Raw genomic sequence first — 11,374 nt, forward strand, 5'->3', positions numbered from 1 at the left:
CCCGGCCCGCGGCGGAGGCGGCGGACGCCACCCGCTCGTACTGCGTCCGGGCGGTGGCGCGGTCGCTGAACGGCAGGTTGAACTCGTCGGCGTAGCGGGCGGCGAGCTCCGGGGTACGGGTCCGGCCGGTGCCGCCGAGGATCACCGGCGGGCCGGGCCGCTGCACCGGTTTCGGCAGCGCCGGGGCGTCCTCCAGCGTGTAGTGGTCGCCGTCGAAGGAGAAGGTCTCCCCCTCCGGCGTGCGCCACAGCCCGGTGATGACCGCGAGCTGTTCGGCGTAGCGGTCGAAGCGTTCGCGCAGCGGCGGCAGGTCGATGCCGTAGGCGGTGTGCTCGTCGGCGTACCAGCCCGAGCCGAGGCCGAACTCCAGACGCCCGCCGGACATCCGGTCCACCTGGGCCGCGGAGATCGCCAGCACCGACGGGTGGCGGAACGTGGCCGCCGACACCAGCGTGCCGAGCCGGATGCGCGAGGTCTCCCGCGCCAGCCCGGCCAGCGTCACCCACGCATCGGTGGGGCCAGGAAGGCCCGGGACGGGTCCCATCTTCAGGTAATGGTCGGAGCGGAAGAACGCGGAGAAGCCGCACTCCTCGGTCGTGCGCGCCACGCGGAGCAGATCGTCGTAGTCGGCACCCTGCTGCGGTTCGGTGAAGATCCTCAGGTCCACCGGGACGAGCCTAGTTGTTGCGGGTTGGGAGGTTGTTGACGCGGGGTGATCGGGGTCGGCCGGGGGGACGGGTCTTGCGGCGGCAGGATGAGAACCGCCAAGTCCCTCGTCCGCCGACCCGCAAGGACCCGTCCTGTGTCACACCGTAATGCCCCGCTGTCTGTCGAGGGCCGTCGTTGCCTCATCGCTCGGTGCCGGCACCGTCCGATCGCCCACGTTGCCGCCGAGATGGGGATCTCGCGGCAGTGCGCCTCGAAGTGGGTCAACCGCTACCGCCGGTTCGGTGAACTCAGCCTGATCGACCGGCCCTCAACGCCGCACCGGCAACCGACGGCCACACCGGGTCAGACCGTGTCCCGTATCGAGTCACTACGCCGCAGCCGCACGTGGTCCGCGAACCGGATCTCCCTGGAACTGCGGGTCGAGGGTGTGCCTCTCGCTCGCCGCACCGTCACTCGCCACCTGCGGCGCCTCGGCCTGCAGCGTCGCCGCTTCCTCGACCCCACCGGCGCCAGCAATCGCGCACCGCGGCGGGGCACGACCAGCACTCCATCAGCCGGCAGGGCCGGTGGGTGCCCACCAGCGGCGAAGTCGTCGGCTACATCCGCGAGGAGGACGAGTGAGCCGACAACGCCCTCAACGACATCGGCCTGTAGGGAGCCATAGCGTCCGCGATTCGCCGTGCCGCGGTGCCGTCCCCGTACGGAGAGGGCCGGCCGGTGAGGCGGGCGTGGGTGCCCGCGATGTCGGCGAGCCACTGGTTCACGGTGCCTGCGATGTCCTGGCCCGGTTGCAGCCGTGTGCCGAAGGTTCCTTCCACCTCGGGGCGTTCGTTGCTGCGGCGGACGACGAGGACCGGGCGTTTCAGCACGGTGGCTTCTTCCTGGACACCCCCGGAGTCGGAGACCACGACGGCAGCGTGGCGGATCATGGTGAGCAGCGTCGGATAGTCGAGGGGGCCGGTGCATCGAAGTTCGCGTGTGAACTTGGTGAGACCGGATTTCGTGATCTGGAATTGGGTGCGCGGGTGCAGCGACAGGACGAGCGGCCTACGGACCGCGGCGAGTTCCCGCAAGATCGTCTCCAGCGTCTCCACGTCGTCTGTGTTCTCGGGCCGGTGGAGGGTCGCGAGGACGAATCCACCGGTGGTGGTCCCCACCTGGTCCAGGAGTTGTCGTTGCCGCCCGGGCTCGGGCAGGTTGTGGTGGACGGCTTCGACGATGGTGTTGCCGGTGACCGCGACCCGGTCGGGCGTGATGCGTTCGGCCAGGAGGTTGTCGCGGGCCACGTGTGTGGGGGCGCAGCAACAGTCGGCGAGGTGGTCGATGAGGACTCGGTTGTGTTCCTCGGGCATGGCGCGGTCGAAGCTGCGCAGCCCTGCCTCGACGTGCACCAGCGGTGCGTCGGTCGTGTTCGCGGCGAGGGCCCCGGCAAGCGCGGAGGTCGTGTCGCCCTGCACCACCACCAGGTCGGGCCGGGTGTCGCGGAAGACCTGGTCGAGTGCGCTGGTCATCGCGCCGAGTTGTGTTCCCCGTGTCGCATGGTGGGCAGTGTGGAGCGCGACGTCCGAGGCGAGGTGGCCGGTCATGCCGGCGGTGTGGTGTTGGCCGGTGGCGACCACCAACGCTTTGGGGCCGAGCAGCGCGGCGAGAGGCGCGAGTTTGATGGCTTCGGGGCGGGTTCCCACGACGAGAACGACAGTCACGGGTGTCTACCAGAACAGGTGTCCGCGTTCGCCCGTGCAGTAGCGGCGGGCGGCGACGAACAGGCGTAAGTACAGCTGGTCGAGCGCGAGGTAGTTGGGCACGAGCTCGGCGCGGGACAGTGTGCCGTCGCTGTGGCGGAGGCCCCCGTCCTCCACGCGGCTGGCGAAACGGGCGGGCACGGTGTCGGCGTCGCCGGCGGCCAGTGCGACCGCGTCGTCGACGTCCAGATCGACGAGCCCGGACACCTCGACGTCGGCCAGTGGGATGTCTTCGAGGCCGACGTCGACGGGTAGCAGGTGCCAGTGCTGGAACTCGCGTTCGATGTAGTCGGGCGCGAGGGTGACCGCGGTTTGGCGCAGCCCGATCGGATGCAGCTGGTCGTAGGAGACCGGGAGGCCGAGCTCTTCGTGCACCTCTCGCACACCGTCTTCGACGTCCTCGCCCGCGTGGTAGTGGCCCCCGACGGTGATGTCCGCGTAGTCGGGCCGGTCGAACGAGTACCGGCCGGGTGCCTTCTTCTGCAACATCACGCGGCGGCGACTCGGGTTGAGGGCGAGCGCGGAGAACGTGCGGTGCCACAGCCCTTGGTGGTGGGCTTGCTTCTTCGTGTCGGTGCCGACGTGTTCGTAGCGGTCGTTGAAAATGTCGATCTCAGTCACGGGTGTGAACTCCTGCCGGGCTGTGGTGCTGCCAGTAGGTGCGGAGGGCGTCGAAGTAGTGGCGAGGGTCGCCGACGGTGACCCAGTGTCCCGTGATCCGGTGGACTGAGACGCGGGCCTCGGCGGCGAGTTGGCCCATGGCGATGCCGAGGTCCACCTCACCACGCGCCAGTTCGGTGGGCCGGAGCCGGTCGAGGATCGACGGCCGCAGGATCAGGCGGGACACGACCGCGAGTGGTTCGTTCACCGTCTCCGGGGCTGGGCGTTGTCGAATCCTACAGACACGGTCCGGGGTGTCGGCGGTGTCGACGATGCCGAACGAGCGCGTGTCGTTCCGATCGATGTGTTGCGCGGCGATGACGCCTTCGGTGTCACCACACAGGTGGTCGCGCATCGCGGCGAGGTTCCCGCCGGGTGAGTGTTCGCCGATGAGGACGTCGTCGCCGAACGCGACCGCGAACGCCTCACAGGAGGCGAGCCGTTCCCGGACGGTGAGCAGCGGGGTGGCGTTGCCGTAACCGTGGGACAGGTCCTCCACGACGGTTCCGACGGGCATCCCCTCGGCGCGCAGACCTTGCACGTGGGTTGGGATGAGGGTGTCGCCGGGGCGGGTGACGACGATGACGTCGGTGGTTCCGGCGCCCAGGCATTCCCGGATCACGTGTTCGACGGCGGGCGTGGGGCCCAGCGGCAGCATCTCCTTCGGCACTGTGCAGGCGAACGGCTGGAATCGTGTGGCCGCGCCCGCCGCGGTCACGACCGCGGGAAAGCTGGTACTGGTCATGGAAGTGTCGTCTCCAGCGTCGGAAGTAGCTGTTCCAGTTGGCTGAGTGGGTTGCGTATCCCGAACCGGATCTCCACGCAGGGGACAGTGTCGGCGACATTCCGCACGAGCGGTTCGGCGTGGTGCCGTAGTGCGGCGTCGGGGGTGGCGCGGGGCACGAGCCACGGTTGTCGCCAGAACTCGTCGCGGGGTGTGAAGCAGCTGGCTGACAACACTCGCCGGGCTTCCGCTGGTGGGAGCGTGCGGATGGTCGCAGGTTCAGCGGTGTCGGTCAGCCGGGGCACGATGATCGTCCGTAACCAGGAACCGGGAGCGAGGGAAGTACCGAGCGCGGTGGCGTACTCGCGGGCGCTGAACTCGACTTTCTGCGTGGTTCCGAAGGTGGTTGGGAGCGTGTCGACCGGACGTTGCGGGCGGGACAGGCCCGGTACGGCGTCGGCGAGTTCGGGCACGGCTTCCACCGTGCCGCGTGCGACCGGGACAGGTAGTGGGACGGCGACCAGGCGCCGCTGGTGATCGAGGATGAGCCGGTCGTTGGACAGCAACGTGCCGCGGGTGGCGCGTATCAGGCAGGTCAGCAGCGTGGTTTTGCCCGCCGAACGGGGTCCGACGATCATCACTCCGTGACCGTCGATGTCGACTCCGGCCGAGTGGAAGACGACACCTCCGTGGTCCTCGTAGGTGCGCAGCATCGCCTCGCGCATCAACCGCAGAGGGTGTGCGTGTGGACGTCGCGCAGTGGAGTGCAGATACAGCTCGATGCTGCGCCCGTGCACGCGGACGGCGTAGGCGCCGGTCTGGTGCTCCAACGCGTCGGCCGCCACGGCGTAACTGCGAGCCCCGGTGGGTGTGCGGGTCTCGGTGAGGACCACCCCGGGAACTGGTTCGAGGTGTCGGGCTACCGGTGGCCGGTTCGCGTCCCAGGCGACCTCTTCGCACCGTGCGTCGTCGGGTTGAACGACGAGACGGAACGCTCCGAGGTTCTGGTCGCCGAGGTGGCCGGGCAGGTAGTCGGCCAGATATCGGCGCTGCTGCGCGGCCCAGGACACCGGCGCGCTGAGCTCGAAGGTCAGGTCACCCAGATGCGACGTCCACGAGTCGTACGGCTGTGCGGTCATGACCACTCCCGGATACGTCGGGCGACAATGTCGATGCGCTGTCGGCGGCCGTGCTCGGTGGCCTGACGGAAACCCAGCACCGACGTGAGTGAGAAGAAGTCGTGCACCGAGTCGACCGGGATCTCGCCGCGCACGGCACGGGTCGCCAGGTGAAGCCGGGCACGAAACCACGTAGCCGGGAAGCCCGCGGTGGTGGTGTCGCCGGCGACTTCCTCGACGACGGGCAGTAGTGCACGAGCGGAGGCCCGGTTCGGTGCGCGCAGACATGCCCGCAGGGCGTAGCCGAGGAACGCGTCGAGCAGGACCGGTGTGTCGAAGCTCAGCGCGGTGAACATTTCGTCGAACAGGTTCACCGGCTCCGGCCGCAGACTCGGAATCAACGGTGGCAGGACATCGACGAGCACCGGGCGGCCGCCGGTGAGGCAGAAGTTCGCGAGGTTGGTGTCAAGCCGCGCATCCGCGCCGTCGAGGGACCGCACCCAACACGTGACCTCGGTGGCGGCCGCCGCGACGACGGCGGGTGCCGTGTGGCCGGCGGCGTGGAGAAGGGTCGGTCCCGGCACCCACCTGTGGCGGATCGTCAAGGGTTCGGAGTCGACGATCCGCAGGTCGTCGGCAAGCCGCACCCCACCCGCCCGGAGCGCGTCGACGTAGGCCCGCATCCCGGCCGGACCGGTAGCGCTCATGGCGGTGACGAACCGGGCGCCCGCCGGATGCTGTCGAGTGAGGCGCTTGATGACGTGCGCACCGTCGCGACGATGAGCGCCGCACTCCCCCACCTGTGGACTCACGACACACCCCCGCCACGCTCGTCGAGGAAACCGTCCGCGTCGGTGACCATCGCGCGAAACTCGCCGAGCAGGTCGAGCCCCAGCCGGTCGGCGAGCACGTCACAAGCCGCGAGCACGGCGCCGGCGGCGTGCGGCAGCGACGGCGGGTCCCCTTCGGGCCGGTGGCGGTAATCGTGCTCGACCAGCGCGGCCTCCGCGAGGTTGCCCGCTGCCACGAGCAGCCGCAGGAACGCTTCAAGAGCCGTTTCCGCCTGCGGCAGCTCGGCACAGCCGACAGGCTCGGAACCGGCGAGAACGGTGATACTCAACGCGGCGAGCACGATGTCGGCCAACTCGTCTCCGACGTCGTCGATGGGACGGTGCGGATCCTCGAGCCCGGCGACGTCGGCGCCGTGCACGCGCAGCAGGCACAACGCCAGGTGCCCGACCTGCACGGACAACTCGGCGGCCGCGGTGCTGGGATCCCATTCTCGGGGCGCGGTCGTGGCGAACCGGCGGCGCAGACGGCGCACGTCGCCCAACACCTCGATGGTGTGCTCGCTGAGCAGGCGGCGGTTCACGGCAGGATCATGGGCGTCGCCCCAGCCGTCCCGCTGCTCCAGTACGGGTCCCCACCGTCCCGCGCCACCCGGATCCGGATACCGAGGTCTTGGGTCAGCGCGGCGGCGACGTTCGTCCCAACTGCCGCGTCGATGACCAGTTCACGGCCCTGCCCGACCAACGAGAACGACGCCTCCGGCACACCGCGGCGAGCCAACGCGGCACGCACCTCGTCATCGCTGGGAGGCGTGCGCTGGGAGTCGGCGACGGTGCAGCGCTCCCGCTGCGTGACCGGGCAGGTGTTGCGCACCCGGCACGTGAGGCTGCCGAAAACGCCGAACGAGTCCGCCCGGTCAAGGACGAAGGACAGGGCACAGGAGTTCGTGTGAAACACCGGATAGCCGGGATGCCGCTGCCAGGTGCGGTGGATGAACTTCCAGAACGCGCGCGGATACACGCCCTCCGCCTCAGCCACACCCGGGGTGTTCGCCAGCTCCGGCCAGGATTTCGCCATGCGTTCCAACGCGGCGGGCTCAACTTTGAGCCCGGCGGCGACGGTGCAGGTCGCGTAACGCGCCGCGTGGTCCAGAACCCGACACATCGTTTCGCGGTCGGCGGAGCTCGGGAACGCGGGCCGCCAGTAGTGCACGATCGGAACCCCGGCCTCGGCCAAGCGGGGGAAGTTGTCCACGATCGCGTCGTGCCGGATCCCCCGCTCGACTTCGCGGGACAGGCCTGAATAGCTCAGGTACACCAGCACCGTCGCCCCGTGTTCGCGGGCGGAGTTGATGGCCGCGATCGTTTCGTCCGGGACCCGGCACTTCGTGATCAGCACCAGCGGATTCGGCACCGCACGCCGCACCCATTCCTCCAGCAGCGCGGACAGATGCGCCCGGGAGGTCGGCAGCGCCATCACATCGGTCCAGGTGTAGAGCGCCACCGGACGCGACGGGCCGTAGAACTCCGAGCTGAGCAGCAAGTTCACCGACTCGTGTGGCGACGCGACCTGCGTCGGCGGCACAGCGGTCTGCCCGCGCTCGTTGAGGAAGCAATAGGTGCAGCGCTTCGGACAGCCCTGCACCGGATTGACCGCGATCCACGTCGCATGCTGATCCACGACCGGCGCCCACACGCGGCCCGGATCACTGGCTTGAACGTGTTGCGCTGCGGGAACAGTCATTGTCGTGCCCTCCCACCTCGGCCATGCGGTGATGCCCAACTCGTGGCGAGCTCCACGTAACCGCACACCGGATGCCGTCGGAGCGTGTTGTGCCGAGTCGGCACGCCGGTTGCCGATCCGGCAACTCGGGGTTGAAACGCCTCGGTGTCGCTACGGTGAGCGGTGACGCGGTTGCTGGAGGCGCACATGCAGCAGGCGAGCAGGGGGGACTTGATCAGGCAGGCTCGACGGGCGAAGGGGTGGACCCAACACGAGCTGGGACGCCGTATCGGCTACACCAAGACGCGGGTCTCGAGGGCAGAGACCGGGGCGCAGCCGATCCGGGACGTCGCTGTTCTGCGGCAGCTGGCGGACGTTCTCGACGTGCCACCGTCAACGTTTGGCCTCGTCGACCAGTCGCCTACCGTTGGGTCCAGTCTGCACAATCACACTTCGGAGGATCCGGTGGACCGTCGCGCATTCCTCGGCGCGGCCGGCGCGTTCGGTGTCGCGGCCGCGTTCACCCAACCTGCCGCGGCCGCCGAACCGGACCCGGCGGTGCTGCTGGAACGGCGGATGTCGTCTTGCCTGTTCACCACCACCGGCGCCAACGCCGCACCGATGCCGGCGGTCGAGCTGCGGGCACGGCTGGACCGTGCGCGGGTCGGATTCGACGCGTGCCGCTACGTGTGGCTGTCCGACGAACTCCCGCGGCTGGTGTCCACCGCTGAGGCGAGCATGGCCGCCACACCGACAGCTGAAACCGCGGGGCTGGCCTCAACCAGTTACCAGCTCGCCGCGCACGCCCTGGCGAAACTGCTGGTGTCCGGGTTACAGCCGATGGCGGCCGACCGTGCCGTCCACCGGGCGCAGCAGGCCGACGATCCTCTGGTGCTCGCGCAGGCCCGGCGGGTGCTGTCCACCGCGGCACGCCGGATCGGTGACTACGAGCAGGCTGAACGGGTCGGCATCCGCGCGATCGAGGACCTGCCGCTTCGACAGGATCATCCGGCCGCATGGCGGCACGCGGTCGAGCTGTGGTGCGTGGCCGGATACGCGGCCGCCATGCGAGATGACCGGGACCGGTCGGTGGAGTGCTACCGGGAAGCGGCTGCCGTGGCCGACCGGATCAGCGACCACCACCAGCTGCGGCGGGCGCGTGACTACGCCCTGGCGCACCAGATCAGCAGCGCCCACAAGTTGGGGGACTCCGCCACCGCGTTGGACGCGGCCCGCAAGGTTCGCCTCGACGCGCTGCCCACCACCGAACGCAAGGGCCGCTACCTGGTCGATCTCGCGATGGCATGGCAACAGCACGGCCACGACGACCAGGCATATCGAGCTGTGCTGCTCGCGGAACACCACGCCCCGGGAGAAATCCACACCCGCAGCTCGGCGCGGCGGTTGATCGGCTCCCTGACCACGTCGCCCCGGCACGGCGCCATGCCCGAACTGGGGGGACTCGCCCGGCGGGCGCACATCACTGTGTAAAGCGCGACCCGGTGGCCGACCACCACGAACAGGCCACCGCCTGAGCCTCCCTGCAAAGCTGACGGGTGAGGACCTCAACAGAACGGTCCGAATGGAAAATGGCACGGGCGGGAAGGGTGTGGTTGCGTGCGGCCATGCGGATGGCTTCCTCGATCAGTGGTGTGCGGTAATGGTCGTCGATGGCCCAGCCGACGACGGCTTTCGAGTAGCAGTCGATGACCGTTGCCAGATACACCCACCCCTCGCCGGTCGGGATATACGTGATGTCACCGACCATTTTCGCGCACGGCGTGCGCGCGGTGAAGTCGCGTCCGGCAGCACGTGCGTGCTGGGCTCGGTCAAGCTCGGCCGCCAGGGGCGTGGCTGGCAGGGCACGAGCTCGAGTTCACGCATGATGCTGCGAACCAGCTCCGGTGTGGCCGGCTCGTTGGAGCGGGCCAGCCAGGCGTGGATGCGCCGGTGTCCGTAGGTGCCGTCGGAGTCGTCGAAACACTTCTTGATCAAGGCACCCAAGTAGCGACGACGCCGGTCCGTGTCCGACTCGGACCGCGACAGCCAGTCATAGAATCCGGATGCAGCTTTTCCCAGGAACTCCGTCTTCATGCGCAACTGACGGTTTTCCTCTTCCAGCTCGCGCAGCCGCGCGCGCTCCGACACGCTCAACGACGGCTCCGGGTCATCACGTACGGCCTCGTGCGCGTTGACCCAGTCCCGCAGTGTCTGCTGGTTCAACCCCAGCTCCCGAGCAACCTCGGCCACAGTACAACCGGTCTCGGCCCTCCAGTCACCAACGTCGCGTCCTCATACACCTAGTCGTCGGTGACGACGCCGTGCTGGGAGAGGCCGGTGACGCCGGCACCGGTGTCCTGCTCGGCGTCGTCGCCGTACCGGAGCCGCCTCCGAGCCTCCTTCCCGGTCGCGACCCTGATGGTCGGACCTCGACACCGAAGCGCTCCAGGCCTATCGCGACTTGGACGGAAGGCTGCACGCCATGAATGCCTTGCCCGCGAGCGGGCGCGACCTGGCAACGTACAGAAGGGCGGAGTCCGATGACGAAGAGGACGGATGAGAGGACCGAGCGCGCGGCCCGGGAAGACGCCCGTGCGCTCGAAGCCGAAGCGGAGGCGACCGGGCCGTACCCGCCCGGAACCCGGATCACCCGACCGAATCGACCCAGCCGGATGTTCAATGTCCGACTGACCGACGACCAGTTCAACGACTTGCGGGAAGGCGCGTGAGCATCATCTGCCCATGTCGACCATGGCGCGCTCGTGGTTGCTCGAACGCCTCGACCGGGAGCGGCGCGCGAGCTAGTCGGCGCCCGGCCGGTCGGCCCGGGCTTCGAGGGAGGCGCGTCGGACCTGGTCGAGCAGGCCCGTCATCGCCCGTTCCAGTTCGGTGGCGACCTTCTCGGGATCGTCCGCGTTCGCGATCTCGGTCGCGGCGCTGCACAGGGTGCCCAGCAGCAGGCGGGAGGTCATCTCCACGGGTATGTCGACGAGCTCTCCCGCGTCGATGAGGTCGCGCATGCTCTGCCGGATCAACCCGAGGCTGTAGTGGTCCTCGGCCTCCCGCCACCGCTGCCAGCCCATCACCACCGGCCCCTCGTGCAGGGCGATGCGCTGGTAGGCCGGGTCGAGACAGCTCGCGATGAACTCGCGCAGGCTGGTCAGGGCCCGCTCCCACGGCGGGCCGGGCCGGCGCAGCAGCGCCTCCAGCCGGTCCTTCACCCGGGTCTCGACCGCGTCGAAGGCCGCCTCGAAGACCGCCTGCTTGCCGGAGAAGTGGTGATACAGCGCGCCCTTCGTGACGCGCGCCCGCCGCGTGATCTCGTCGAGCGAGGTCCGGCCGTACCCCCGTTCGGTGAACAGCGCGATCGCGCTGGCGACCAGTGCCTCCCGGGTGGACTCGGCATGGTCGTCCCGCCGGGAGCGCGCACCTCCGGACGGGGGCGTTCGGCCCGCCGGACCGGTCGCCGTCTGTTCGGACCTCGGTGTCACCACGCTCACAACCTTAACCCCGGGCACAGTGTCCGTACCGATGGTATGTTGAGCACGGAAGGTACATACCGACAGTATGACTCAAACCATCGGTATGCCCCGGATCACACCGGGGCTGTCCGGTGGGACGAGGCCGGAGAAGGGGGTCAGGCCATGAGCTGGAAGGACTTCTACCGCAGACGCGAGATCATGGACGCCGCGGTCGAACTGGGGAATCACGACGCGCACGGGCGGATCCCGTTCGACCGGATCGACGGGGCGCGGGACCTGTTCGGCAGCGAGGAGAACCTGCTGCTGGCACTGCACCAGCGGTGGACCCAGGCGTTGAGCGGATACCTGCGTGGCCGGGTCGCGGGCCCGGAGGACGCCGACAACGTGCCCGGCGGCGGGGAGCGGGACCACGTCGACGCGGTCTCCCGCGCGTGGCGGACCGCGGTACGGCGCAACGCCGCCCTGCAC

At 69.3% G+C, this 11,374-nt stretch carries 11 protein-coding genes and 4 pseudogenes; 4 read left to right on the top strand and 11 right to left on the bottom strand.

Going from position 1 to position 11,374, the window contains the following annotated elements; genetic code table 11:
- Positions 1–667, bottom strand: a 667-nt coding sequence (locus SACHA_RS22470) for an LLM class F420-dependent oxidoreductase (protein ID WP_019811107.1), incomplete at its 3' end; no start/stop codon positions are given.
- A 135-nt stretch (positions 668–802) separates the two neighbouring features.
- On the opposite strand from SACHA_RS22470, the pseudogene SACHA_RS24035 reads away from it, so the two are divergent.
- Positions 803–1,201, top strand: a pseudogene (locus tag SACHA_RS24035) (helix-turn-helix domain-containing protein); the annotation flags it as partial.
- Between the two features lie 64 nt (positions 1,202–1,265).
- Here the strand turns inward: SACHA_RS24035 and wecB are convergent.
- The 7 genes from wecB to SACHA_RS0115430 all read right to left on the bottom strand — a co-directional run bounded on the left by wecB (position 1,266) and on the right by SACHA_RS0115430 (position 7,445).
- Positions 1,266–2,372 (bottom strand): non-hydrolyzing UDP-N-acetylglucosamine 2-epimerase, encoded by a 1,107-nt coding sequence (gene wecB, locus SACHA_RS0115400; protein WP_019811108.1) that lies wholly within the window; start codon positions 2,370–2,372, stop codon positions 1,266–1,268.
- 6 nt (positions 2,373–2,378) lie between these two features.
- A complete protein-coding gene (locus SACHA_RS0115405; protein ID WP_019811110.1) occupies positions 2,379–3,032 on the bottom strand; it encodes an NUDIX hydrolase in 654 nt (217 codons plus the stop codon).
- Positions 3,025–3,816, bottom strand: coding sequence for a sugar phosphate nucleotidyltransferase (locus tag SACHA_RS0115410; RefSeq protein WP_019811111.1), 792 nt, complete (start codon positions 3,814–3,816; stop codon positions 3,025–3,027). Before SACHA_RS0115410 ends, SACHA_RS0115405 begins: the two co-directional genes overlap by 8 nt.
- On the bottom strand, positions 3,813–4,934 hold the full coding sequence (locus tag SACHA_RS0115415) for a phosphoenolpyruvate carboxykinase (ATP) (RefSeq protein WP_039739276.1): 1,122 nt from the start codon (positions 4,932–4,934) through the stop codon (positions 3,813–3,815). Before SACHA_RS0115415 ends, SACHA_RS0115410 begins: the two co-directional genes overlap by 4 nt.
- Entirely contained in the window at positions 4,931–5,620 is a 690-nt protein-coding gene (locus SACHA_RS0115420; protein ID WP_232211899.1) for a hypothetical protein, read from the bottom strand. Before SACHA_RS0115420 ends, SACHA_RS0115415 begins: the two co-directional genes overlap by 4 nt.
- Before the next feature lie 101 nt (positions 5,621–5,721).
- The gene (locus SACHA_RS0115425) at positions 5,722–6,285 is read right to left on the bottom strand and encodes a hypothetical protein (RefSeq protein WP_019811114.1); all 564 of its coding nucleotides are present in this window, start codon (positions 6,283–6,285) and stop codon (positions 5,722–5,724) included.
- Positions 6,282–7,445, bottom strand: coding sequence for a radical SAM protein (locus SACHA_RS0115430; RefSeq protein ID WP_051110256.1), 1,164 nt, complete (start codon positions 7,443–7,445; stop codon positions 6,282–6,284). Before SACHA_RS0115430 ends, SACHA_RS0115425 begins: the two co-directional genes overlap by 4 nt.
- A gap of 186 nt (positions 7,446–7,631) precedes the next feature.
- Between SACHA_RS0115430 and SACHA_RS26250 the strand changes: the two are divergent.
- Together SACHA_RS26250 and SACHA_RS22475 are read left to right on the top strand one after the other, a co-directional pair.
- A pseudogene (locus SACHA_RS26250) lies at positions 7,632–7,808 on the top strand (helix-turn-helix domain-containing protein); the annotation flags it as partial.
- A gap of 81 nt (positions 7,809–7,889) precedes the next feature.
- Positions 7,890–8,915, top strand: a complete 1,026-nt coding sequence (locus SACHA_RS22475) for a hypothetical protein (protein ID WP_019811116.1) — start codon at positions 7,890–7,892, stop codon at positions 8,913–8,915.
- Here the strand turns inward: SACHA_RS22475 and SACHA_RS26255 are convergent.
- From SACHA_RS26255 to SACHA_RS0115450, 3 genes and pseudogenes are all read right to left on the bottom strand, one after another.
- On the bottom strand, positions 8,905–9,192 hold the full coding sequence (locus tag SACHA_RS26255; RefSeq protein ID WP_028663229.1) for a DDE-type integrase/transposase/recombinase: 288 nt from the start codon (positions 9,190–9,192) through the stop codon (positions 8,905–8,907). The two genes, SACHA_RS22475 and SACHA_RS26255, sit on opposite strands and share 11 nt — an antisense overlap.
- A gap of 92 nt (positions 9,193–9,284) precedes the next feature.
- Positions 9,285–9,677: pseudogene (locus tag SACHA_RS26650) on the bottom strand (IS3 family transposase); the annotation flags it as partial.
- Between the two features lie 548 nt (positions 9,678–10,225).
- A complete protein-coding gene (locus tag SACHA_RS0115450) occupies positions 10,226–10,918 on the bottom strand; it encodes a TetR/AcrR family transcriptional regulator (RefSeq protein WP_019811119.1) in 693 nt (230 codons plus the stop codon).
- 150 nt (positions 10,919–11,068) lie between these two features.
- Here SACHA_RS0115450 and SACHA_RS22485 point away from each other — a divergent pair.
- Positions 11,069–11,374: pseudogene (locus SACHA_RS22485) on the top strand (hypothetical protein); the annotation flags it as partial.

This window comes from Saccharomonospora halophila 8 (genome assembly GCF_000383775.1).
In the GTDB taxonomy this organism is placed as follows: domain Bacteria; phylum Actinomycetota; class Actinomycetes; order Mycobacteriales; family Pseudonocardiaceae; genus Saccharomonospora; species Saccharomonospora halophila.